Source organism: Lysobacter panacisoli (assembly GCF_009765165.1).
Classification (GTDB): domain Bacteria; phylum Pseudomonadota; class Gammaproteobacteria; order Xanthomonadales; family Xanthomonadaceae; genus Lysobacter_J; species Lysobacter_J panacisoli.
Genome location: NZ_VLNU01000001.1, coordinates 482,029 through 503,820, shown reverse-complemented (window position 1 = coordinate 503,820; position 21,792 = coordinate 482,029). Strand labels below are relative to the sequence as shown.

Sequence of the window (21,792 nt, the reverse complement as noted above, 5' to 3'; positions counted from 1 at the left end):
CTTGCGGCCGATCCCGCATCCAGACCTTGGTCCGCCCACGGCCCCGTGACACGATGCGCCGACTGAACGATCCGGCGCCGACGCTGTCAACCGTGGCGCCGCCGGTGCGTTAGCGCCGGCATAACCCTACAAACGAGTCTCATGAGCGCAGCCCGCCCCGCCTCCCGCACGCCCCGCAAGCCCACGCCGTGGATCCGCCACGGCATCGTCGCCGCCGTCGTGCTCGTGCTCGCCGCGGGCGGCGTCTACGCCTACCGCAAGCGCGAAGCCGCGGTCGAATCCGGCGCGTTCCGCACGGTGCCGGTCGAGCGCGGCGACATCCGCGTGGCGATCTCCTCCACCGGCACGCTCAGCGCGATCTCCACGGTCACCGTCGGCAGCCAGGTCTCCGGCCAGGTCACCGACGTGCTCGTCGACTACAACGACCCGGTCAAGAAGGGCCAGGTGATCGCGCACATCGATCCCAAGACCTACGAAGCGCAGATCGCGCAGGGCAACGCGCAGATCGCCAGCGCGCGCGCATCGCTATCGCAGGCGCAGGCGACACTGCTCAACGCCGAGCTCGACTACCAGCGCAAGGCCGATCTCGGTGCGCGCCAGCTGGTCGCGCGCAGTGACGTCGATCTGGCCAAGGCCGCGCTCGACCAGGCGCGCGCGCAGGTCAACGCGGCACAGGCCTCGATCCGCCAGCAGTCGGCCTCCACGCTGACCACGCAGGTCAATCTCGATCGCACGGTGATCCGCTCGCCGGTCGACGGCGTCGTGCTCACGCGCAGCATCGAGCCCGGCCAGACCGTCGCCGCGAGCCTGCAGGCGCCGGAACTTTTCACCATCGCCGAAGACCTGGCGAAGATGAAAATCGAACTGGCGGTGGACGAGGCCGACATCGGCCAGGTGCGCACGGGACAGAACGTGTCGTTCACCGTCGATGCCTTCCCCGATCGCCAGTTCCGCGGCACGGTCGAACAGGTTCGCCTGTCGGCCACGACGACGAGCAATGTCGTGACATACCCCGTGGTGGTGACCGTGGACAACAGCGACGGCACGCTGCTGCCCGGACTGACGGTCAACGCCGAAATCGAAGTCAGCCGTCGCGACGACGTGCTCAAGGTTTCCAACGCGGCGCTGCGCTACAAGCCCGCCGATGAAGGCGACGCTGCGGCCAATGCGACGCCGCAGGCTGGCGGTCCGCGTGGTGGCTCGGGCGTGATCGACGACCTCGCACGCACCGCGTCCACGCTGAAGTTGAACGCCGACCAGCAGGCCGCGTTCGACACCGCGGCCGAAGCGATCCGCGCACGCCAGGCAGCGCGCCAGGCCCAGGCCGCACAGCAGGGCGGCGGCAATCGCCTGTTCGGCGGTGGTGGTGGCGGTGGTCGCGGCGGTCCGCCCGGCATGGTCGTGATGGGAGGCAGTGGTGCGGGCAACATGCAGGCACAGATGCGCCAGCGCATGGCCGAACGCCTGAAGGAAGATTTCGCCACGTTCCGCGCCACGCTCGACGACGCGCAGAAGAAGCAATGGGACGCCGCGCTGTCGGCGCAGCTCACCGCCAAGCGCGCGCCGCTGTATCGGCTGGTCGATGGCAAGGCGCAGCGCGTGATGGTGCGCATCGGTGCCAGCGACGGCACCAGCACCGAAATCTCCGGCGGCGACCTCAAGCCGGGCGATGCAGTGGTCACCGGCGAACGGGCGAAGGAATGAGCGTGTCCGCCGTGGCGAACGAAATCGCGGTGCCGGTGATCCGCACGCGCGGCCTGTGCAAGACCTACTCGGCGCACACCGAAGCCGAAGTGTTGGCTTTGCGCGACGTCGACCTGCGCATCGATCGCGGCGAATTCGTCGCGATCATGGGTCCGTCGGGCTCGGGCAAGTCCACGCTGATGAACCTGATCGGCTGCCTCGACACGCCCACCGCCGGCACCTACGAGTGCGACGGGGTGGACGTGTCCACGCTCGATCCCGAGGAGCTGGCGATCCTGCGGCGCGACAAGATCGGCTTCGTCTTCCAGGGCTTCAACCTGTTGCCGCGCATGACCGCGCTGGAGAACGTCGCGATGCCGCTGGGCTATGCGCGCGTGCCACCACACGAACGCCTCGATCGTGCGCGCGAGGCGCTGGTCGCGGTGGGCCTGGGCGAGCGCGTCGGGCATCGGCCCACCGAACTCTCCGGCGGCCAGCAGCAGCGCGTCGCCATCGCGCGCGCGCTGATCAACCGACCGCCGATCCTGCTCGCCGACGAACCCACCGGCGCGCTCGACAGCCGCACCGGGGAGGAGATCCTGTCGCTGTTCAAGCACCTGCGCGACGAGGATCACACGGTCGTGCTGATCACCCACGACGCCGACGTCGCCGCGCACGCCGACCGTATCTACGTGATGCGTGACGGCGAACTGCACGCGGAGGGCGCGGCATGAACTTCTCCGACATCCTGCGCACCGCCGTCTACGCGCTGCGCGGCAACTGGATGCGCAGCGCGCTGACCTCGCTGGGCGTGATCATCGGCATCGCCGCGGTGATCGTGATGGTGTCGGTGGGCCAGGGCACGCAGCAGGAAATCGACAAGATGGTTTCGGGCCTGGGTTCGCAGCGCCTCGACATCAGTCCGGGCGCGGGTCGCGGTCCCGGCGGCGGTGGCGTGCGCATGAGTTCGGCGAGCTTCTTCACCCTCAACGAGGGCGACGTCGACGCGATCCGAGCGGAGATCCCGGAAGTGCAGTACGTCGCCGGCGCACTGCGCGGCAACACCCAGGTCGTGTACGCGGAGAACAACGCATCGACCAGCTGGCAGGGCGTGCAGGCGGACTTCTTCGACATCAACGGCTGGATCGTCGCCAACGGCGACGGCTTCGACGCGCAGGACTACACCAGCGCCGCCAAGTCGGTGATCCTCGGCGAGACGGTGCGACGCACGCTGTTCGGCGAAGAGTCCGGCATCGGCCAGACGATCCGCCTCGGCCGCGTGCCGTTCACCGTGGTCGGTACGCTCAAGCCTAAGGGGCAGGGCGGTTTCGGCCAGGACCAGGACGACGTGGTGATGGTGCCGCTGCAGACCGCGCGTCGTCGCCTGATGGGTGCGATGGGCCTGCCGTCGGGCGCGGTGATGCAGATCGCGATGACCGTCGCCGACGCCAAGGATCTGAGCTACGCGCAGGGCGAGGTCGAAGCGCTGCTGCGCCAGCGCCATCGCATCAAGCCGGGTGAGGAGGACGACTTCAACGTCCGCAACATCTCCGAGATCGTCGCCACGCGTACGGCGACGACGCGGTTGATGTCGCTGTTGCTCGGCGCGGTCGCGACGATCTCGTTGATCGTCGGCGGCATCGGCATCATGAACATCATGCTGGTGTCGGTGACCGAGCGCATCCGCGAGATCGGCCTGCGCATGGCAGTGGGCGCGGGGCCGTCGGACGTACGCCGGCAGTTCCTCGCCGAGGCGATGCTGATCTCGCTCATCGGCGGCGCGCTGGGCATCGTGATCGGCGTGGCTGGCGCGGTGCTGGTCGGCAAGTTCAGCGAGTTGCCGGTGGCGTTGAACGGACAGGTGATCGCGCTGGCGGCGACGTTCTCGATCATGACCGGCCTGTTCTTCGGCTACTACCCGGCGCGCAAGGCATCGCAGCTGGATCCGATCGAGGCGCTGCGGCAGCAGTAAAAAAGAGTACGCCCCACCGCGCGACAAGGGGGGTATCGCGCGGCGGGGCGAGGCCCAGGACAGGCCACGTCCATCGTGCTTAACCGTCGCCGTACGCACCATGCGAAGTTGTCGCAGGAGCCGGGTAACCCTGGCTCCGTCGCGATCGCGGCGGCGCGCACTCCGCCGCCGCGGTGCGGGCGCTATGCTCGGCGCTCATCCGGAATCCCGAACCGCCATGCGCCTGCTGATCCCGCTGCTCGCCCTTGCCGCCATGACCGCGAACGCCCACGCCGCCGATCGGCCCGCCACGCCGAAGACCGCGCTCGTCATCCACGGCGGCGCGGGTTTCGTGCCGAAGGATGCGATCACGCCGGAGGAGTACAAGGCGTACCACGCCGCACTCAACCGCGCGCTCGATGCCGGCAACGCCGTGCTCGGCAGCGGTGGCAGCGCGCTCGACGCGGTGACCGCGGCGGTGCTGGTGATGGAGGACGCGCCGCAGTTCAACGCCGGCAAGGGCGCGGTGTTCAACGCCAAGGGCGGCCATGAGCTGGATGCATCGATCATGGAAGGCCACACGCGCCGCGCCGGTGCGGTCGCCGGCGTCACCACGATCAAGAACCCGATCAAGCTCGCGCGTGCGGTGATGGAGCGCAGCCCGCACGTGATGCTGGCCGGTGCGGGTGCGGAAGCCTTCGCCGACACGCAGCGCGACATCGAGCGCGTGCCCAATTCGTACTTCGACACCGACAAGCGTCGCCAGCAGCTGGAGAAGGCGCAGCGCGAGGAAGCCGCGAAAGGCAAGCGCGCGGCGCGCAACAGCGACGGCGATGCGCCGACGTATTTCGGCACCGTCGGCGCGGTCGCACTGGACGCGCACGGCCACATCGCCGCGGCGACCAGTACCGGCGGCATGACCAACAAGAAGTGGGGCCGTGTCGGCGATTCGCCGATCATCGGCGCCGGCACCTGGGCGGACGAACGCTGCGGTGTGTCGGGCACCGGGTGGGGCGAGTTCTACATCCGCAACGCGGTCGCGCACGACATCTGCGCGCGCGTGGCCTATCGAGGCGATTCACTGCAGACCGCCGCAGACGAGGTGATCAACAAGATCGTCCCCGCCGCGGGCGGCGACGGCGGCGCGATCGCGCTGGATCGCGACGGCAACATCGCGATGCCGTTCAACAGCGGCAGCATGTTCCGGGGCTGGATCAAGCCGGATGGCAGCCGGGGCACGGCGATCCACGAAGAGTGAGCGTTGGTTTTCCTCCTCCCCTCGCGGCGACCGAAGGGAAAGGGATTGCTGAGCGCCTGCAGCCCTCTCAGGTCGTCAAACCCGCCTGCTGCTTCGACCACTCGTCCATGCGCCGCTTGAGTTCCTCCGGCGACACGTCCTCGACGTGCGTGGCGAAGCTCCACTTGTGTCCGAACGGGTCGACGATCGTGCCCATGCGGTCGCCCCAGGCCTGGTTCTCGACAGGGCGGTCGACCTTCGCGCCCGCCTTGACCGCGCGGTCGAACGACGCATCGACGTCGGGTACGTAGATCACGAAGCTGCTCGTCGCGCCGCCGCGATGCTTCGGGCCGAACGCGTCCATGTCGGGCCATTCATCCGACAGCATCAGCATTGAATCGCCGATGCGGATTTCCGCATGGCCGATCTTGCCGCCCATCGGCAGGCGGAAGGTTTCCTCCGCGCCGAGCGCGTCGCGGTAGAAGTCCAGCGCGCGGCTCGCGTCGTCGACGATCAGGTAGGGCGTGACGCTGTGGTAGCCCTCGGGGGTGCTGGGTACGGCCATGTTCGCCTCCTTGGGCGGGTCAGTGCGGAAGCTTGCTCGCCAGCAGGTCGACGCGGTCGATCTGCGGCGGTTGCGACAGCAGGTCGTCGGCGCGCGCCATCAGCGCGGCGGCGATGGGGCCGTCGAGGTGGGCCTGGCGACCGGCCTCGGTGTCGAAGGTGTCGTAGATGCCGAACGAGCTCGGTCCGAAGCGCAGGGCGAACCAGGTGCGGGTGCCGGGCTCGGCCTCGGCCAGCGGCAGGGCGCTGCGCAGGAACTGTTCGAGCTGCTCTTCCTTGCCGGGCTTGGCCTCCAGGCGGGCCAGCAATGCGCAGTGGGACATGGCGCGACCTCCGGACGGGCCGCTCAGGCTAGGCGCGGGGCCGCTAACGGGACGCGAAAAACGCGCTACGCCGACATGACAGCCCGCCCAACCGATGGCAGGGGGCCGGGGCAGTGGCCGGGGCCTTGTGGCAAAATCGGCCCCCTGCCGCGGCACGCCGGCGCCTTTCCCAATCCACGACCGCCATGCCGATCGTCGCTTCGAACCACCCCGCGAGCGCCCCGTCGCCCGCACCCGGCCTCCGGCCGGTGATCGCCGTGTGCGGCCGGTCCGTCCGGCCGACCGCCTGAGTCCGATCATGGCTGACGCGTTCGGTCATCTGCCGCGCGGTCCCGCGCGCATCTTCAAGGCGACCAAGTGGTCCATGCAGGGGCTTCGCGCCGCGTGGCTGCACGAATCCTCGTTCCGCCTGGAGGTCTACCTGTTCGTGGTCCTTGCCCCGGTCGGCTGGTGGCTCGGGCAGACCCCGGTGGAGCGCGTGCTGATGATCGGCTCGATGCTGCTGGTGCTCAGCGTGGAGCTACTCAACTCCGCGGTCGAGGCGGTCATCGAACGCTACGGCCCCGAGTTCCACGAACTGGCCGGTCGCGCCAAGGACATGGGTTCGGCGGCGGTGTTCGTGGTGATGATGAACGTGGTGCTGACCTGGGGCGCGATCCTGCTGCCCCGGGTGCTGTGATCGAATTCGTGCCGTTGAAGTCTTACAAGTTCAGGAACCCGATTGATGGTTGAGATGCTGACCGATCCGCAGGTGTGGATCACCCTGGTGACCTTGAGCGCGATCGAAATCGTGCTCGGTATCGACAACCTCGTCTTCATTTCCATCGCGGTCAGCAAGCTGCCGTACTCGCAGCGCGAGAAGGCGCGCAAGTTCGGCATCGCGGTCGCGTGCCTGACCCGCATCGCGCTGCTGATGACGCTGGCGTGGCTGGCCGGACTCACCCACGAGCTGTTCAACCTGTTCGGGCTGGGCATCTCGATCCGCGACCTCGTGCTCATCCTCGGCGGCGCGTTCCTGCTGGTGAAGGGCACGATGGAGATCAAGGACCTCATCATCGGCGAGCCCGAGGAAGAGGACATCCACACCAAGCCGAAGGCGTCGTTCATGGGCGTGATCGCCCAGATCGCGGTGATCGACATCGTGTTCTCGCTGGACTCGGTGATCGCGGCGGTCGGCATGGCCAACCACCTGCCGGTGATGGTCGCGGCGATCCTGCTCGCGGTCGTGGTGATGCTGGTCGCGTCCAAGCCGCTGGGCCACTTCATCGACACCAACCCCACCATCAAGATGCTGGCGCTGGCCTTCATCGTCCTGGTCGGCGTGTACCTGATCTTCGACGGCTTCGCCCTGCACATCCCGAAGGGTTACATCTACGGCGCGATGGGTTTCTCGGCGCTGGTGGAATGCCTCAACCTGTGGGCCAAGCGGCGCGCGCAGCGCCGGCTGCAGCCGGAGTAAGCAGCGACGCCATCCGCACACGCGACGGCCCTCCCTGGTGGAGGGCCGTTTTCGTTGCGGCCTAACGCGATCGTAACTTCGCTGCCCGAGCCTCCATTGCGCACCGGCGCGGTCGGTGATGCAATGCCGGCCAACGTCACGGAGGAAACCCCCATGATCCGTCTGGTGCAAGCGTTCGTTCTGGTCGTGCTGGTCGCCATGCTGAGCGGCTGCGGTTACAACACCATCCAGAGCAAGGACGAAGCGGTGAAGGCCGCCTGGTCGCAGGTGCTCAATGTCTACAAGCGCCGTGCCGACCTGGTGCCCAACCTCGTCGCGACGGTGAAGGGCTACGCCAGCCACGAGCAGCAGGTGCTGACGCAGGTGACCGAAGCGCGTTCGCGCGTGGGCAGCATCAACGTCAATGCCGAAGATCCCGCGTCGCTGGCGCAGTTCCAGCAGGCGCAGGGCGAACTGCAGAGCGCCATCGGCCGCCTGCTGGTGGTCAGCGAGAACTATCCGCAGCTCAAGGCCGACCAGAACTTCCTGCAGCTGCAGGCACAGCTGGAAGGCACCGAGAATCGCATCACGGTCGAGCGCCAGCGCTACATCCAGACGGTGCAGGACTACAACACCTACATCCGCCAGTTCCCGGTCAACCTGACCGCGATGATGTTCGGCTACAAGCCCAAGCCCAACTTCACCGTCGAGAACGAAGCGCAGATCCAGGAAGCACCGAAGGTCGACTTCGGCGCGCCGGCCCAGCCGCAGCAGCAGCAACCGCAGCAGCAGCCGACGCAACAGCCGGCGCCGTCGAACGGTTGATGCGCGGTTGATGCGCACATCCAGCGGAGCCGCACCGTGAGCGCACCGCGTTTCATCGCAACGCTGCGCGCATGCGCGACCGCCCTGGTGCTGATGCTCGCCTGCGCTTTTGCGCAGGCGCAGCAGTTGGCGCCGATCCCCGAGCTGAGCTCGCCGGTCATCGACACCACCGGCACGCTCGATGCGGCCACGCGCCAGCAGCTCGAAGCGCAGGCGCTGGCGCTGCAGAAGCGCAAGGGCAGCCAGTTGCAGGTGCTGCTGGTGCCGACCACCGAGCCGGAGGACATCGCCCAGTACGCGGTGCGTGCCTTCGAACAGTGGAAGATCGGGCGCAAGGGCGTGGACGATGGCGTGCTGCTGGTGGTCGCCAAGAACGACCGTCGCGTGCGCATCGAAGTCGGTTACGGCCTGGAAGGCGCGATTCCCGACGCGATCGCCTCGCGCGTGATCCAGGAATACCTCGTGCCGAAATTCCGCGCGGGCGATTTCGCCGGCGGCATCACCGATGCGACCGCGGCGCTGGTGAAGGTGATCGACGGCGAACCGTTACCGGCGCCGATGGCCGACCACACGGCCGAACGTCGCGGCGGTGGCGGCGGCAGCGGCTGGCTGGTCGCCCTGTTCGTGGCATTCATCGTCGCCCAGGTCGCACGCGGCATCTTCGGTCGCGCGCCCTCGCCGGTGCGCGCGCTGATCGGCGGCGCGGCGGCGGGCGGCGTGGCGTGGCTGATCTCCTCGCTGGTGGTGATCGCGGGTCTCGGCGCGGCGTTGGGATTCTTCATGGGCCTGGCTTCGCTGCCGACCGGCCGCTACGCGCGCGACCGCGGGTTCGGTGGTTGGGGCGGAGGCGGTTGGGGTGGCGGTGGTGGCTTTGGTGGAGGCGGGGGCTTCGGCGGCGGTGGCGGCTGGGGCGGTGGCGGCGGCATGAGCGGAGGCGGTGGCGCCTCCGGAAGCTGGTAAGGAGGCCGCGCATGCGCCTGTTCAAGCACCTGTTCGCCCCGTCGGCCAAACGCCTGTTCCCGGGCGAGAGCCTGCAGAAGATCACCCGCGCCATCGCCGACAGCGAGCTGCGCCACACCGGCGAGATCTGTTTCGCGGTCGAACCCGCATTGCCGCCGCGCGCGGTGCTGTCCGGCGCGCAGGCGCGCGACCGCGCGCACGAAGTGTTCGCCCAGCTGCGCGTGTGGGACACCCACGCCAACAACGGCGTGCTGCTGTACCTGCTGCTGGCCGACCATCGCATCGAGATCGTCGCCGACCGCGGCTTCGCCGGGCGCGTCAGCGACGAGCAGTGGCGCGGCGTGTGCCAGCTGATCGAGGAACGCCTGCGCGCGGGCGAGGTCGAAGCGGGTGTCATGGCCGGCGTGGATGCGCTGTCGGCCCTGCTGGTCCAGCACTTCCCGCGCGACGACGGCGCCCACGACGTCAACGAACTGCCCGACCTGCCCTACATCCTGTAGCGGCCCGCTTTCCGCAATCCGCCCGTTGCCGCCCTCGGGCACAATAGGCCCCACGCCGTCCGGAGCCGCATCGCCGCATGACCGTCCTGCACCAGATCGATCCGATCGCCTTCCACCTCGGCCCGCTGCAGGTGCACTGGTACGGAATCATGTACCTGCTCGGATTCGGCATGGCCTGGTGGCTCGGCCGGATGCGCGTGCGCGCCGGACGCCTGCCCGGCGTCGACGACCAGGCCTACGGCGATCTGCTGTTCTACGCGATGCTCGGTGTCGTGCTCGGCGGGCGACTGGGCTACGTCTTCTTCTATTCCTTCGGCCAGCTGCTGCACGACCCGCTGATGCTGTTCCGCATCTGGGAAGGCGGCATGAGTTTCCACGGTGGCCTGATCGGCGTCGTCGCCGCCGCATGGTGGTGGTCGCGCAAGCACCGCCTGCACCTGATGGACACGGTCGATTTCCTCGCGCCGCTGGTGCCGCCGGGGCTCGGTTTCGGACGCCTGGGCAACTACATCGGCGGCGAGTTGTGGGGCAAGTACACCGAAGCCGGCTGGGGCGTGGTGTTCCCGCGCGCGCCGGAGTTCAAGGACTACACGATGGAGCGCATCCAGGCCGAGTTCGCCAGCGGTGCGCTCGAGCGTTTCGCGCGCCATCCCTCGCAGCTGTACCAGGCCCTCCTCGAAGGGCTGGTGATGTTCGCGGTGCTGTGGTGGTTCTCGCGCACGCCGCGTCCGCGCTATGCGGTGTCGGGCCTGTTCGCGTTGCTGTACGGCTGCTTCCGCTTCCTCGTCGAATTCGTGCGCGTGCCGGACGAACAGCTGGGCTATCTCGCCTTCGGCTGGCTGACGATGGGCCAGGTGCTGAGCCTGCCGCTGATCGCGCTGGGCCTGTACTGGCTGCTGTGGTCGCGCCGCCAGCCGACGCTGCAGCCGCAGCCGCTCGCGGCAGCAACGAAGTAATCCGGGAGCGATGCGATGAAGCAGTACCTCGACCTCCTCCGCCACGTCCTCGAACACGGCACCGACAAGGCCGATCGCACCGGCACCGGCACGCGCAGCGTGTTCGGCTGGCAGATGCGCTTCGACCTGTCGCAGGGCTTCCCGCTGGTCACGACCAAGAAGCTGCACCTGCGCTCGATCGTGCACGAGCTGCTGTGGTTCTTGCAGGGCGACACCAATGTCGCCTACCTGAAGGACAACAAGGTCAGCATCTGGGACGAATGGGCCGATGCCGACGGCGAGCTCGGCCCGGTGTACGGCAAGCAGTGGCGTCGCTGGGCCGGTGCGGACGGCATCGAGATCGACCAGATCCGCTGGGTGGTGGATGAGATCAAGCGCAATCCCGATTCGCGCCGCCTGATCGTTTCGGCCTGGAACGTCGCCGACCTGCCACGCATGGCGTTGATGCCGTGCCACACGATGTTCCAGTTCTACGTCGCCGACGGAAAGCTCAGCTGCCAGCTCTACCAGCGCAGCGGCGACATCTTCCTCGGTGTGCCGTTCAACATCGCCAGCTACGCACTGCTGACCCACATGGTCGCGCAGGTGTGCGGACTGGGCGTGGGCGATTTCGTGCACACGCTGGGCGATGCGCACCTGTACTCGAACCACTTCGAGCAGGCGCGCGAGCAGCTCACACGCACGCCGCGCGCGCTGCCGGTGCTGCGCCTGAATCCGGAGGTGAAGGACATCTTCGGCTTCGCCTACGACGACATCGCCATCGAGCACTACGATCCGCTGCCCGCGATCAAGGCGCCGGTGGCGGTGTGATGCGCGGACTTCTCGCGGCCCTGATCGCCGCGTCGCTCGTGCTTCCCGCTGCCGCATCGACGGACGCACCGCCCTCGGGCGAAGCGCACGAACTGGCGAGCACGCTGTACGACCAGTGGTTCGGCAAGGTCATCCACGAGGAGTTCGTGGTCGACGTCGAGCGTCGTCTGCTGGAGAACATGCGCCAGCAGGCCGTGCAGTCGCTCGGCGGCGAAGAGCAGGCCGCATCCTGCAAAGGCCTGGACAAGGCGCTCCAGCGTTTCGCGAGCGACGACATCCGCTCCCTGCTCGAAGAGGCCTACACCGATCCGCAGACGCGCGAGGCGATGATCGGCGCGCTCGCCGAGACGTTTCCGCCGGATCGGATGCGCGGCTATCTGACGACCTTGAGCGTGAAGGGCGCCGAGGATCTGGTGAAGGTGCAGATCTACAGCACGCGCGAGTTCGTCGATCCACTCAAGCGCGCGCTGATGGCCTCGCCGCTGAGCCGGATCGCCGACGGCGAATCGGGCGAGCGCATGCAGCGCGCCGCGCAGGAGCGGATCTGGCCGGTGGTGCGCCGCTGCAAGTCCGGGCCCGCCGGATGATCGCGCTCAGTCTGATCGCCGCGCTCGATCGCAACAGCGCCATCGGCCGCGACAACGACCTGCCGTGGCGGCTACCCGACGATCTCAAGCGCTTCAAGGCGCTCACGCTCGGCAAGCCGGTGCTGATGGGGCGCAAGACCGCGCAGTCGCTCGGTCGCGCACTGCCGGGTCGACGAAACCTGGTGCTGACGCGCTCGGGGCAGGTGCCGTTCGATGGCATGGAAGCGGTCGCATCGATCGACGACGCGTTGCGCATCGCGAACGACGACGGCGCGCCGGAACTGTGCGTGATCGGCGGCGGCGAGATCTACACGCTGTGCCTGCCGCGCGCGACGCACCTGCACCTCACCCACGTTGACACCGTGGTCGATGACGCGGACGCGGTCTTTCCTGCGTTCGATCCCGCACGGTGGCGCGTGGTCGCGCGCGAATGGCACGCAGCCGATGTGAAGCACGCCTTCGCGTTCGAGTTCGTGGATTACGAGCGCGTCGCCGGCTGAGCGCCGGCGCTGCTTCAATCGTGGTCGCTTTCCACCGGAACGTCGCGCGGCGTTTCGTTCTGGCGCGGCTGTTGTGCCTGCGGCGGACGGTGGTTGCGACGCGGTTGGCCGTTCTGCGGGTTCGGGCGACGCGGACGACGGTCATCGGGATGGTGCGGCGGCCGCGGACGCGGCTGCTGTGCCGGCACGTCGCGGCCGGGCACCTGCACCAGCCGTAGTTCGTCGGTGTCGAGCTGCAGCGCGGTGAGCTTGCCGCCCCAGACCGCGCCGGTGTCGATCGCGTGCACGCCGTGGCCGATGAACAGTCCCAGCGTGGACCAGTGGCCGCACACGACCTTGAGGTCGCGCTCGACGCGCCCCGGCACTTCGTACCAGGGATACAGGCCAGCCGGCTGCGTGCCGGGACTGCCTTTGTCTTCGAACGAGATGCGGCCGCGCGGCGTGCAGTAACGCAGGCGGGTGAAGATGTTGATGATCGCGCGATGGCGATCGATGCCGGCGAGCTTGGGATGCCAGGCCGGCTTGTCGCCGTACATGTTCCTGAGCAGGCGGCGGAACTGGTCGCCGTGCAGGCGTTCCTCGACTTCGCGCGCGAAACGTTCCGCCATCTGCGTCGACCACTGCGGGGCGAGGCCGGCGTGCACCATCATCCAGCCGAGGTTGCGGTCCACGTGCACGAGCTTCTGCGTGCGCAGCCAGCCAAGCAGTTCGTCGCGATCCTCGGCCAGCACGATGCGCTGCAGGTCCGGATTGACCTTGCGCTGCTCGTCCTCGCGACGTTCACCGATGGCGAGCAGCGAAAGATCGTGGTTACCCAAAACCACCACGCTGTATTCGCGCAGCGAATGGACCAGGCGCAGGGTTTCCAGCGACTGTCCGCCGCGATTGACCAGGTCGCCGCAGAACCACAGGCGGTCGCGCGCCGGATCGAAGGCGATGCGCTCCAGCAGTCGCTGCGTCGCGTCGTAGCAGCCTTGCAGATCGCCGATGGCCCAGATGCTCATGCGTCGGTATCCGCTCAGTGCAGGGTGCGTGGGACGGCGAGACTGAACGCCGGGACCGGCGCATCGAACGTCGTGCCATCGTCGGCAAGCATGCTGTAGGTGCCCTCCATCATGCCGTGCGTGGTTTCCAGCACCGCGCCGGAGGTGTACTCGAAATCGTCGCCGGGCCGCAGCCAAGGCTGTTCGCCGACCACGCCTTCGCCTTCGACCTCCTGCACTTTGCCGTTGCCGTCGGTGATCAGCCAGTGACGGTGCGTGAGCCGCGCGGGCACGCTGCCGCTGTTGCGGATGTTGATGGTGTAAGCGAAGACATACCGGTCCTGACCCGGCTCGGACTGCTCGTCGAGATAGCGGGTCGCCACGGTGATGTCGATGGCGTAATTGATACTGCGTTCCATGCGGACAGTGTAGGGCGTGAGGCGCCCGTGTGGTCAACGCGGCGTATGCGTGGGATGAAGGGCGGGCTCGCGGGGCGAGCGCGCCGCGCGTGCTAGGCGCGCGCGGCCAGCGCGTTGGCCAGACGCACGAAATCGGCGACCTCGATCTGCTCCGCGCGCGCGTCCGGACGCACGCCGGCGGCCTCGATCGCGGCCGCATCGCACAGGTTCGACAGCGCATTGCGCAGCGTCTTGCGGCGCTGGCCGAAGGCATCGCGCACGACTGCGGAGTACATCGCCGGATCGTCGATGCCGATGGCTTCCGGCGCGCGCGGCACCAGCCGCACCACCGCCGAATCCACCTTCGGCGGCGGACGGAACGCGCCTGGCGGGACGTCGAACAGCGGGGTCACGTGGCAGTACGCCTGCAGCATCACGCCGAGGCGTCCATACACCTTGCTGCCGGGCCCGGCGGCCATGCGATCGACGACTTCCTTCTGCAGCATGAAGTGCATGTCGCGGATCGCCGTGGCGTGTTCCAGCGCATGGAACAGGATCGGCGAGGACAGGTTGTAGGGCAGGTTGCCGACCAGCCGGATCTGTCCGCCTTCGTTGCCGCTGTTGCGCGCGAGCGCGCTGAAGTCGACGGTCAGCACGTCGCGATGGATCACTTCCAGCGTGCCGTGCGCGCGCGCGGCCTCGGTGAGCGGGAAGATGAGGTCGCGATCGAACTCGATGACGGTGAGTTCGCCGTGACGGTCGAGCAGCGGGAAAGTGATCGCGCCCTGGCCGGGTCCGATCTCGACGAGGCGATCGCCGGGCTTGGGATCGACGGCGTGCACGATGTTGTCGATGATCCGGCGATCGTGCAGGAAGTGCTGGCCCAGATGCTTCTTGGCCGGCTCGCTGAAGTGGTGGCTGCGCGTGCTCATGCGGGCAGGTTACGGCGGATGTGGGCGATGCGGGCGCAGGTGTCGGCCGCCGCGAACAGGCTGGACGGATCGGCGACGCCGGTGCCGGCCAGTTCCAGCGCGGTGCCGTGGTCGACCGCGACGCGCGGGTAGGGCAGGCCGAGGGTCAGGTTCACCGCGCGCTCGAAGCCGCTGTACTTCAGCACCGGCAATCCCTGGTCGTGGTACATCGCCACCACCGCGTCGAAGCCGCGCAGTCTCGCGGGCAGGAACGCGGTGTCCGCGGGAAGCGGTCCAACCAGCCGCAGGCCCTGCGCGCGCAGGCGATCGAGCGTGGGCTCGACGACGTCGAGTTCCTCGCGTCCAAGATGGCCGGCCTCGCCCGCATGCGGGTTGAGGCCGAGCACGGCGACGGTCGGTTCGGCGATACCGAAGTCGTCGCGCAGCGCGTCGTGGACGATGCGCAGCGTGCGCGCGAGTGCGTCCGGGGTGATCGCATCGGCGACGGCACGCAGCGGTAGATGGGTCGTGACCAGCGCCACGCGCACGACGTCGTTGGCGAGCATCATCACCACATCGCGACCGGCCTGTTCGGCCAGCAGTTCGGTGGTGCCGCTGTAGGCGATACCGCCTTCGTTGATCACCGCCTTGTGCACCGGACCGGTGACGACGCCGTCGAAGCGGCCATCGAGGCAGCCTTGCGCGGCCTCGCGCAGCGCGCGGATCACCGCGGCCGCATTGCGCGGTTCAGGGTTGCCGAAGACGGGCTCGACTTCATTGGGGATCTCGACCAGCGCCAGCTCGCCGGGCTGTGTCGCGGACGCGTCGGCATCGAGCAGGCGCAGCGGCAAGCCGACGACGTCGGACGCTGCCTGCAGCGTGCGCCGGTCGGCGAATACGGTGAGGGAATGCTGGCGCGGCTGATGGGCCAGCCGCACGCACAGCTCGGGACCGATACCCGCCGGCTCGCCCGGCACCAGCGCGAGCCGAACCGGCGTCATCGCGCCCGGCTCAGCCGCCGTTGGCGGCGGGTGCAGCCGTGGGATCGGCGGCCTTGCCGACGCGCACGTCCACGAAGGCTTCGCCGCGCATCTCGCGCAGGAAGCGGTTCCATTCGTCTTCCAGCTTGCGCCGACCGATGGTTTCCTGGACCTGCGCGCGGCGGTTCTTGTCGCCGGCGTTGGACTGGCGGGTGCTTTCGAGCTTGACCAGGTGGTAACCGGCCTGCGTGCGCACCGGTGCCGACACCTGGCCCGGCTGCAGGCCGGCGACGGCGTTGCCGAAGTCGGGGCCGAAATCGTCGCGGGTGAACCAGCCCAGCTCGCCGCCCTTGGACGCGGAGCTCTGATCCTGCGAGTTTTCCTGCGCCAGCACGGCGAAATCGGCGCCGCCCATCAGGCGAGCCTGCAGGGTTTCGGCCTTGGCCTTGGCCTTGGCGTCCTCGGACGGGTCGGCGACGCGGATCAGGATGTGGCGTGCCTGGTACTCGGTGACCATCGCCGGCGCGGCCTGCGAGGAGTCGCGGGTCTCGACCAGCTTGACCAGCTGGAAGCCGCTCGGACCGCGGATCGGTGCAGTGACCTGGCCCGCCGTCATGCTGCGCATGACCGAGGCGAAGGCGGTCGGGATTTCGTCGCTGCTGCGCCAGCCGAGATCGCCGCCCTCGAGGGCGTTGGGACTGTCGGAATAGCGCACGGCGGCCGCCGCGAAGTCCATCTCGCCGCGGTCGAGCAGGCCCTTCACGCCTTCGATCTTGCGCTGCGCGGTGGCGATCTGTTCCGGCGTCGCGCCTTCCGGCAGCGCCACCAGGATGTGGGCGAGGTGGTACTGCGTGCCGGCGGTCGCCTGCGCGGCGAGGGCGGCATCGACCTCGGCCTCGCTGACGGTGACGCGGCTCTGCGCGAAACGCTGGCGGAGGCGCTGGATCAGCAGCTCGTCGCGGATCGACGTGCGGAAGTCGGCGTAGGACGTGCCTTCCTGGGCCAGCTGCTGACGCAGCTGCTCGGGGGTGACGCGGTTCTGGGCGGCGATGCCGCCGATGGCCTGCTCGACTTCCTGGTCGGTCACGCGCACGCCCGTCTCCTGGGCGCGGACGACCTGCAGCTTCACCAGGATCAGGCGTTCCAGCACCTGCCGTTCGAGTACGTCACGCGGCGGGAGCTGGCCTTCGCGACCGGCGTACTGGGCCAGGATGTTGTTCACGGCCCGGTCCAGCTCGGTCTTGAGGATCACGTCCTCGTCGACGACCGCGGCGATCCCGTCGATGGACTGGACGCCCGATGCGGCCTGCTGGGCCAGTGCGGGTGAGCCGGTCAGGACGGTGGACAGCACCGCGGCGGCGAGGGCAGACGCGAGAAGTTTCTTCATAGGGTCGGATCTGGAGTGGATTCTCGGCCGGTGTTGTTGAGACGCTCCACGGAGCTGGGCGGCACGAGATAAAGGTCGTCGCGGTCGTAGCCGAGGATACCACGGCGCAACACGCGCTCCGTGTTCTGGCCGGCGGAGCCAAGTCCCTTCAGCTCGAATTCGAACATGATGCGGGTGTCGAGGTCGCCGTCGCGGTTGCGCAGGTAGCGGCGGCCCACCAGACGCGCGGCGAGGCAGCAGCTTTCCCACTGCACGCCGGCGATGGTTTCCAGCGGCTTCTCGTCCTTGAACGAGTAGTAGTAGCGACCGACCACGCTCCAGGTCTCGTTGACCGGATACAGGAAGGAAAAGTCGGCCTGCTCGAGCTGATCCTTGTTCTCCGGCGGGTCGATCCCCTCGCGGAAGGCGGCGTTGCGGCGATAGCGGTAGCCCAGGTTGACGATGCCGCCGCGGGGGAACATGTAGCGGGCGCGGAAGCTGGTGAAGTCCTCGCCGCGGTACTTGGGATTCCAGATGTAGGTCGCGCCGAAGGTCCAGCGGTCGTTGGGCATCAGGCTGGCGTCGGCCACCCACGCGGACTTGCCCTGTGCGATCGGCGTCTCGCCCGGCAGGGTCACGCGGCTGTCGTCGAAGTACTCGATCTGGCCGATGCTCGCGGCCAGACGCTCACGTCCGTCTTCTTCGCTGATGAAGCGCGTGGTCAGCGCCGCGGTCAGCTGGTTGGCGTCCATCTGACGGTCCGCGCCGGTGTAGCGGTTGTCGCGGAACAGCTGGCCCCAGCTGAAGGTCATCGTGCCGGTGTCGAACACCGGGAAATCGTCCTGGTTCCGGTACGGCGCATTGAGGTAGTAGATGCGCGGTTCCAGCGTGTGCAGGTACTGCGTGCCGCGGAAATGCGTGGTGCGGTCGAAGTACAGGCCGGCGTCGAGCGAGGCGATCGGCAGGCTGCGGGTTTTCGAGCTGTCGCTGAAACGCTCGATCAGCTCCGGCGTGACCGCGCCGCCATAGCGCCGGACGAAATCGTTGGCGCGCTCGGTGGCGTTGCCCTCGAGCTGGTACGCCGTATAGCGCCATGCCAGCTTCGGGCGCAGGAACCAGCTCGCGCCTTCCAGCGGCATCGCCACGTAGGGCTTGATGTCCAGTCGGGTGCCGCCGAGGAATTCGGTGTGGTCGAAGCGCACTGCCTCGCCGTCCACGCCCGTCTCCAGCCACGGCTGCATCGGCTGCGCCCAGCGCGCGAACGCACGCGGCAGCCGGTCGAAGGCCAGGTTGGCATCGGTCAGCGTGTAGTCGGCGAGCTGGTAGTGGTCCGCCATCAGGCTGGCTTCCCACCAGCGGCCGCGACCGTACACGCCGGCGTCGCTGCGGATCGAGTAGTTCGAGATGCCGTACAGGCTGCTGCTGAAATCCTCGAAGTAATGCGTGTCGCTGACCCAGCCCAGGTTGGTGTTGGCGTACCACGAGCTGTTGATGTTGTGCGTGGCGGTCAGCGCGAACTGGCCACGGTTCTTGTCCGGCAGGCTCGCCATCGGCGTGCCGACTTCCGGTGCGAGATACCGCTCGGGTTCGTCGCCCGGCAGTTTGTCGTCCGGCATCCAGTTGCCGAACACCTCGCCCCTGCCGTTCGGATACAGCCAGCGGAACTCCGCGCCGAGCACGCCACCGCGCTTGACCATGTAGCGCGGATAGAGCGTGGCGTCGTAGTTGGGCGCGAGATTGAGGTAGATCGGTTGCCGCCAGTCGAAGCCATTACGGTCCGACAGCGAGATCTGCGGATAAAGCAGGCCCGTGCGTCGGCGGTCGTCGACCGGGAACATGAACCACGGCACGTACAGCACCGGCACCTTGCCGATGCGCACGGTTGCGTTGCGCGCGACGCCCTGGCCTTCCTCGGTATCGATGTCGATACGGCTGGCGCGCAGTTCCCACGCGCGCTGGTTGGGCGCGCAGGTGGAATAGGTCGAACCGATGAGGTGTCCCTTCGCGCCGTCCAGTTCGATGCGGTCGGCGCCGCCGTTGCCGCGCCGCTCGGTGAGCTGGTACTGCACGTCCTCGATGCGGTGCTGGTCGGCGTTCTGGTTGCCCTCGGCGCGCTCGGCGACGATGCGCATGCCGCTGTCCTGGTAACGGACGTTGCCGATCGCGCTGTAGTTGCCGCTGATCTCGTTGTAGGTCAGCTTGTCGGTGCCGAGGAACTGGTCGCCGCGGTTGAGGCGCACGTTGTCCTGGATCACCAGGTCCTGGTCGGCGCCGGCGCGTTCGAGCTGACCGCCGGCGATATCGGTCGGTTCCAGCGCACGCTGGCCCATGTCGCCCATCGGCGGCGGTGCGTCGTCGAACGCGGGGACCGCATCGACGATCGGGCATAGACCCCAGTTCTCCTCGTCGCCATCGGCCGCGTGCGCTGGCAGGGCCAGCGCGATGCACAGCGACAACGGGAGCAGTCGTAGGGGTCTGTGCACTCGGAGACCGTGATCGGCGTTGGGGGAAACGGGTCGCTAGCTTGCCGCATACCCGGCAAGCGGGCAACGCGAGCACCATCTTGCTCCCACCGCTGTTCATTTCCGCGTCAAGACGGCAACGACGGTGCCCGGGCGCCATGTTCGCGCGGGAACGCCGCGTCGAGAGGGCGTGACGTCAGTCCAGTCCGTCGCGCAATGCGCCGACGTGGGCGACGCTGCATTCGCGCAGCGCGGCCAGGTCGTATCCGCCTTCGAGCATCGACACGACACGGCCGTTGGCATGGCGACGGGCGATCGCGACGAGCTGTCGCGTCAGCCAGTCGAAGTCCTGCGTCTCCAGCTCGATCTGCGCGAGCGGATCGCGTTTGTGCGCGTCGAACCCGGCGGAAATGAAGAGCAGCTGCGGGCGGAACGAGTCCAGCGTGGGCAGCAGTTGTTCCTGCCATGCGCGACGGAACGCCTCGCTGCCGCTGTCCGGCGGCAGCGGCACGTTGACGATGTTGCCGACCCCGCGCTCGTTGGCGTAACCGGTGTCGGGATACAGCGGCATCTGGTGCGAGCTGAGGTACATCACCCGCGGGTCGGTGTCGAAGATCGCCTGCGTGCCGTTGCCGTGGTGGACGTCGAAGTCGACCACCGCCACGCGCGTCAGCCCGTGCTTGTCGCAGGCATGCGCGGCCGCGACGGCGATGTTGTTGAACAGGCAGAAACCCATCGCCGCCGACGAGGTCGCGTGGTGTCCGGGCGGACGCACGGCGCAGAACGCGCGGCTGATCTCGCCATGCATGACCGCATCCACCGCGGCGATGCCGGCGCCCGCCGCGCGCAACGCGGCTTCGGCCGAACCCGGTGCGAGCACGGTGTCCGGGTCCAGTGCCATCGGCCCATCGACCGGCGTGTCGAGGACCAGCGCGAGTAGGGCGTCGTCATGCACGCGCAACAACTGGCCACGACTGGCACGCGGGGCTTCTTCCCAATCGAGGTTGGAAAAGCTCTCGCGTAGGCCTTCTGTCACCGCGACCAGGCGCAGCGGACGCTCGGCGTGGCCGGGACCGGGATCATGGCGGGTGCAGGCCGGATGGCTGTAGATGCGCATGGTGGCGACTGGATGCGCGAGACCGGCAGGCTCAGGCCTTGCGCCGCTCGTGATTCCACAGCACTTCGCCGTGGCCGCTGGCCCGCGCAAGCACGCGCGCCAGCACGAACAACAGGTCCGAGAGCCGGTTGAGGTAGCGCACAGCTTCCGGGCGCACGTCCTCGACGCGCGACAGCGACACCGCTTCGCGTTCGGCGCGACGCACCACGGTGCGCGCGACATGGCAGCGCGCCGCCGCTTCGCCGCCACCGGGGAGGATGAAATCCTTCAGCGGCGGCAGGGCTTCGTTGAAGCTGTCGAGCTGCTGCTCGAGGCGTTCCACGTCGACGTCGAAAATGGCGGCGTGGCCCGGGATGCACAGCTCGCCGCCGAGGTCGAACAGCTGGTGCTGCACGGTGGTGAGCAGCGTGCGGATATCGTCGGGAACGTCGCCGGCCAGGATCAGGCCGATGCACGAATTCGCTTCGTCGACCGTGCCGTACGCGGCGACGCGAGCCGAGTCCTTGGCGACGCGGCTGCCGTCGCCCAGACCGGTCGTGCCGTCGTCACCGGTGCGGGTGTAGATCTTCGAGAGGCGGTTGCCCATGCGCGGAAATCCTTGCGGAACGGGCGCGTCGCCGCGCCCGTCCGGTTACACCGTCTGCGCGCGCAGCGACGGCACGCGCTGGCGCAGCGCAGCGAAGCTGCCAAACAACAGCGCGGCGTAGAACAGCGTGCCCAGCACCGTCCACTGGAAGAACGGAATGCCGGCGACGTACGCGGCGGCGAGGCCGGCCGCGGTCATCGGATAGGTCGGGATCGGCTGGAACAGCCACGAGCCGAAGTTGGTGACCATGAAGAACAGCACCGAACCCATCAGCGAGTAGCCCAGCACGCGCGCGCCACTGACGCGGCCACGCAGGCCCAGGCCCATCGCGGTGGTCAGCGCCACGCACAGGTACACCAGCCAGATGCCGCCGTTGCCGAACCAAGTGGCGTACAGGCCGCCGTTGATCGCCGCCAGTGCGAGGTCGGACAGGAACATGCCCAGCAGCGGCACCGCGAACGCCCAGCGCTTCGACGCGAAGTAAGCGCCGCCGAACAGCGCCACGGCTTCGACCGGCGAGAAATTCGGCGGGTGCGGCAGCAGGCGGGACAGGGCGGCGATGACGATCATGCCGACGAGCACGAGCGGGCCGGGGGCGAACAACGAGGAAACGGACGAGTCGGAAGCGGGGCGGTTCATCGTGGCAGGTCTGGAT

Annotated in this window: 24 protein-coding genes; 13 read left to right on the top strand and 11 right to left on the bottom strand. The window is 68.3% G+C overall.

What is annotated here, in order from left to right:
- Positions 1–141: 141 nt before the first annotated feature.
- The 4 genes from FOF45_RS02585 to FOF45_RS02570 all read left to right on the top strand — a co-directional run bounded on the left by FOF45_RS02585 (position 142) and on the right by FOF45_RS02570 (position 4,892).
- Positions 142–1,704: an efflux RND transporter periplasmic adaptor subunit gene (locus FOF45_RS02585; RefSeq protein WP_158982464.1), complete on the top strand. Its 1,563-nt coding sequence runs from the start codon at positions 142–144 to the stop codon at positions 1,702–1,704.
- The gene (locus tag FOF45_RS02580; protein WP_158982463.1) at positions 1,701–2,417 is read left to right on the top strand and encodes an ABC transporter ATP-binding protein; all 717 of its coding nucleotides are present in this window, start codon (positions 1,701–1,703) and stop codon (positions 2,415–2,417) included. Before FOF45_RS02585 ends, FOF45_RS02580 begins: the two co-directional genes overlap by 4 nt.
- Positions 2,414–3,655: an ABC transporter permease gene (locus tag FOF45_RS02575; RefSeq protein WP_158982462.1), complete on the top strand. Its 1,242-nt coding sequence runs from the start codon at positions 2,414–2,416 to the stop codon at positions 3,653–3,655. Before FOF45_RS02580 ends, FOF45_RS02575 begins: the two co-directional genes overlap by 4 nt.
- 217 nt (positions 3,656–3,872) lie before the next feature.
- Positions 3,873–4,892, top strand: a complete 1,020-nt coding sequence (locus FOF45_RS02570) for an isoaspartyl peptidase/L-asparaginase family protein (protein WP_158982461.1) — start codon at positions 3,873–3,875, stop codon at positions 4,890–4,892.
- A 67-nt stretch (positions 4,893–4,959) separates the two neighbouring features.
- Here FOF45_RS02570 and FOF45_RS02565 read toward each other — a convergent pair whose 3' ends face one another.
- Both FOF45_RS02565 and FOF45_RS02560 read right to left on the bottom strand, forming a co-directional pair.
- Positions 4,960–5,436 carry a VOC family protein gene (locus FOF45_RS02565; protein WP_158982460.1) on the bottom strand — a complete coding sequence of 159 codons (477 nt, stop codon included), beginning with the start codon at positions 5,434–5,436 and terminating at the stop codon, positions 4,960–4,962.
- Between the two features lie 19 nt (positions 5,437–5,455).
- Complete coding sequence (locus FOF45_RS02560) at positions 5,456–5,758, bottom strand: putative quinol monooxygenase (RefSeq protein WP_158982459.1); 303 nt, start codon at positions 5,756–5,758, stop codon at positions 5,456–5,458.
- A gap of 298 nt (positions 5,759–6,056) precedes the next feature.
- Between FOF45_RS02560 and FOF45_RS02555 the strand changes: the two genes are divergently transcribed.
- From FOF45_RS02555 to FOF45_RS02515, 9 genes are all read left to right on the top strand, one after another.
- Positions 6,057–6,437, top strand: coding sequence for a diacylglycerol kinase (locus FOF45_RS02555; protein WP_158982458.1), 381 nt, complete (start codon positions 6,057–6,059; stop codon positions 6,435–6,437).
- 42 nt (positions 6,438–6,479) lie between these two features.
- On the top strand, positions 6,480–7,217 hold the full coding sequence (locus FOF45_RS02550) for a TerC family protein (protein ID WP_158982457.1): 738 nt from the start codon (positions 6,480–6,482) through the stop codon (positions 7,215–7,217).
- Positions 7,218–7,370: 153 nt separating this feature from the next.
- The gene (locus FOF45_RS02545) at positions 7,371–8,021 is read left to right on the top strand and encodes a LemA family protein (protein WP_158982456.1); all 651 of its coding nucleotides are present in this window, start codon (positions 7,371–7,373) and stop codon (positions 8,019–8,021) included.
- Between the two features lie 93 nt (positions 8,022–8,114).
- Complete coding sequence (locus FOF45_RS02540) at positions 8,115–8,981, top strand: TPM domain-containing protein (RefSeq protein WP_158987148.1); 867 nt, start codon at positions 8,115–8,117, stop codon at positions 8,979–8,981.
- Between the two features lie 11 nt (positions 8,982–8,992).
- Entirely contained in the window at positions 8,993–9,481 is a 489-nt protein-coding gene (locus FOF45_RS02535) for a TPM domain-containing protein (protein ID WP_158982455.1), read from the top strand.
- 77 nt (positions 9,482–9,558) lie between these two features.
- A complete protein-coding gene (gene lgt, locus FOF45_RS02530; protein WP_158982454.1) occupies positions 9,559–10,437 on the top strand; it encodes a prolipoprotein diacylglyceryl transferase in 879 nt (292 codons plus the stop codon).
- Positions 10,438–10,452: 15 nt separating this feature from the next.
- The gene (locus FOF45_RS02525; protein WP_158982453.1) at positions 10,453–11,247 is read left to right on the top strand and encodes a thymidylate synthase; all 795 of its coding nucleotides are present in this window, start codon (positions 10,453–10,455) and stop codon (positions 11,245–11,247) included.
- Positions 11,247–11,834, top strand: a complete 588-nt coding sequence (locus FOF45_RS02520; protein ID WP_158982452.1) for a hypothetical protein — start codon at positions 11,247–11,249, stop codon at positions 11,832–11,834. Before FOF45_RS02525 ends, FOF45_RS02520 begins: the two co-directional genes overlap by 1 nt.
- Positions 11,834–12,334 carry a dihydrofolate reductase gene (locus FOF45_RS02515; protein WP_158987146.1) on the top strand — a complete coding sequence of 167 codons (501 nt, stop codon included), beginning with the start codon at positions 11,834–11,836 and terminating at the stop codon, positions 12,332–12,334. The genes FOF45_RS02520 and FOF45_RS02515 overlap by 1 nt, the downstream gene beginning before the upstream one ends.
- Before the next feature lie 14 nt (positions 12,335–12,348).
- Here the strand turns inward: FOF45_RS02515 and FOF45_RS02510 are convergent, their stop codons facing one another.
- From FOF45_RS02510 to FOF45_RS02470, 9 genes are all read right to left on the bottom strand, one after another.
- Positions 12,349–13,338: a symmetrical bis(5'-nucleosyl)-tetraphosphatase gene (locus FOF45_RS02510; protein ID WP_158982451.1), complete on the bottom strand. Its 990-nt coding sequence runs from the start codon at positions 13,336–13,338 to the stop codon at positions 12,349–12,351.
- Positions 13,339–13,352: 14 nt separating this feature from the next.
- Entirely contained in the window at positions 13,353–13,736 is a 384-nt protein-coding gene (apaG, locus tag FOF45_RS02505) for a Co2+/Mg2+ efflux protein ApaG (protein ID WP_158982450.1), read from the bottom strand.
- A gap of 92 nt (positions 13,737–13,828) precedes the next feature.
- Complete coding sequence (rsmA, locus tag FOF45_RS02500; RefSeq protein ID WP_158982449.1) at positions 13,829–14,647, bottom strand: 16S rRNA (adenine(1518)-N(6)/adenine(1519)-N(6))-dimethyltransferase RsmA; 819 nt, start codon at positions 14,645–14,647, stop codon at positions 13,829–13,831.
- Positions 14,644–15,627, bottom strand: a complete 984-nt coding sequence (pdxA, locus tag FOF45_RS02495) for a 4-hydroxythreonine-4-phosphate dehydrogenase PdxA (protein ID WP_158982448.1) — start codon at positions 15,625–15,627, stop codon at positions 14,644–14,646. Before pdxA ends, rsmA begins: the two co-directional genes overlap by 4 nt.
- A gap of 10 nt (positions 15,628–15,637) precedes the next feature.
- Complete coding sequence (locus FOF45_RS02490; protein WP_158982447.1) at positions 15,638–16,993, bottom strand: peptidylprolyl isomerase; 1,356 nt, start codon at positions 16,991–16,993, stop codon at positions 15,638–15,640.
- Positions 16,990–19,455, bottom strand: a complete 2,466-nt coding sequence (gene lptD / locus FOF45_RS02485; RefSeq protein ID WP_158982446.1) for an LPS assembly protein LptD — start codon at positions 19,453–19,455, stop codon at positions 16,990–16,992. The genes FOF45_RS02490 and lptD overlap by 4 nt, the downstream gene beginning before the upstream one ends.
- 175 nt (positions 19,456–19,630) lie before the next feature.
- The gene (locus FOF45_RS02480) at positions 19,631–20,551 is read right to left on the bottom strand and encodes a histone deacetylase family protein (protein ID WP_158982445.1); all 921 of its coding nucleotides are present in this window, start codon (positions 20,549–20,551) and stop codon (positions 19,631–19,633) included.
- A 31-nt stretch (positions 20,552–20,582) separates the two neighbouring features.
- Positions 20,583–21,137 carry a cob(I)yrinic acid a,c-diamide adenosyltransferase gene (locus FOF45_RS02475; protein WP_158982444.1) on the bottom strand — a complete coding sequence of 185 codons (555 nt, stop codon included), beginning with the start codon at positions 21,135–21,137 and terminating at the stop codon, positions 20,583–20,585.
- 45 nt (positions 21,138–21,182) lie between these two features.
- Entirely contained in the window at positions 21,183–21,776 is a 594-nt protein-coding gene (locus FOF45_RS02470) for a DUF6580 family putative transport protein (RefSeq protein WP_158982443.1), read from the bottom strand.
- Between the last annotated feature and the right edge of the window lie 16 nt (positions 21,777–21,792).

Excerpts from the sequence above, each read along its gene's own strand:
- apaG (WP_158982450.1), bottom strand. The coding sequence starts at position 13,736 with ATGGAACGCAGTATCAATTACGCCATCGACATCACCGTGGCGACCCGC.
- FOF45_RS02580 (WP_158982463.1), top strand. The coding sequence starts at position 1,701 with ATGAGCGTGTCCGCCGTGGCGAACGAAATCGCGGTGCCGGTGATCCGC.
- FOF45_RS02565 (WP_158982460.1), bottom strand. The coding sequence starts at position 5,436 with ATGGCCGTACCCAGCACCCCCGAGGGCTACCACAGCGTCACGCCCTAC.
- FOF45_RS02570 (WP_158982461.1), top strand. The coding sequence starts at position 3,873 with ATGCGCCTGCTGATCCCGCTGCTCGCCCTTGCCGCCATGACCGCGAAC.
- FOF45_RS02475 (WP_158982444.1), bottom strand. The coding sequence starts at position 21,137 with ATGGGCAACCGCCTCTCGAAGATCTACACCCGCACCGGTGACGACGGC.
- FOF45_RS02470 (WP_158982443.1), bottom strand. The coding sequence starts at position 21,776 with ATGAACCGCCCCGCTTCCGACTCGTCCGTTTCCTCGTTGTTCGCCCCC.
- pdxA (WP_158982448.1), bottom strand. The coding sequence starts at position 15,627 with ATGACGCCGGTTCGGCTCGCGCTGGTGCCGGGCGAGCCGGCGGGTATC.
- FOF45_RS02535 (WP_158982455.1), top strand. The coding sequence starts at position 8,993 with ATGCGCCTGTTCAAGCACCTGTTCGCCCCGTCGGCCAAACGCCTGTTC.
- lgt (WP_158982454.1), top strand. The coding sequence starts at position 9,559 with ATGACCGTCCTGCACCAGATCGATCCGATCGCCTTCCACCTCGGCCCG.
- rsmA (WP_158982449.1), bottom strand. The coding sequence starts at position 14,647 with ATGAGCACGCGCAGCCACCACTTCAGCGAGCCGGCCAAGAAGCATCTG.
- FOF45_RS02525 (WP_158982453.1), top strand. The coding sequence starts at position 10,453 with ATGAAGCAGTACCTCGACCTCCTCCGCCACGTCCTCGAACACGGCACC.
- FOF45_RS02490 (WP_158982447.1), bottom strand. The coding sequence starts at position 16,993 with ATGAAGAAACTTCTCGCGTCTGCCCTCGCCGCCGCGGTGCTGTCCACC.
- FOF45_RS02585 (WP_158982464.1), top strand. The coding sequence starts at position 142 with ATGAGCGCAGCCCGCCCCGCCTCCCGCACGCCCCGCAAGCCCACGCCG.
- FOF45_RS02575 (WP_158982462.1), top strand. The coding sequence starts at position 2,414 with ATGAACTTCTCCGACATCCTGCGCACCGCCGTCTACGCGCTGCGCGGC.
- FOF45_RS02480 (WP_158982445.1), bottom strand. The coding sequence starts at position 20,551 with ATGCGCATCTACAGCCATCCGGCCTGCACCCGCCATGATCCCGGTCCC.
- FOF45_RS02560 (WP_158982459.1), bottom strand. The coding sequence starts at position 5,758 with ATGTCCCACTGCGCATTGCTGGCCCGCCTGGAGGCCAAGCCCGGCAAG.
- FOF45_RS02520 (WP_158982452.1), top strand. The coding sequence starts at position 11,247 with ATGCGCGGACTTCTCGCGGCCCTGATCGCCGCGTCGCTCGTGCTTCCC.
- FOF45_RS02540 (WP_158987148.1), top strand. The coding sequence starts at position 8,115 with ATGCTCGCCTGCGCTTTTGCGCAGGCGCAGCAGTTGGCGCCGATCCCC.
- FOF45_RS02555 (WP_158982458.1), top strand. The coding sequence starts at position 6,057 with ATGGCTGACGCGTTCGGTCATCTGCCGCGCGGTCCCGCGCGCATCTTC.
- FOF45_RS02545 (WP_158982456.1), top strand. The coding sequence starts at position 7,371 with ATGATCCGTCTGGTGCAAGCGTTCGTTCTGGTCGTGCTGGTCGCCATG.
- FOF45_RS02510 (WP_158982451.1), bottom strand. The coding sequence starts at position 13,338 with ATGAGCATCTGGGCCATCGGCGATCTGCAAGGCTGCTACGACGCGACG.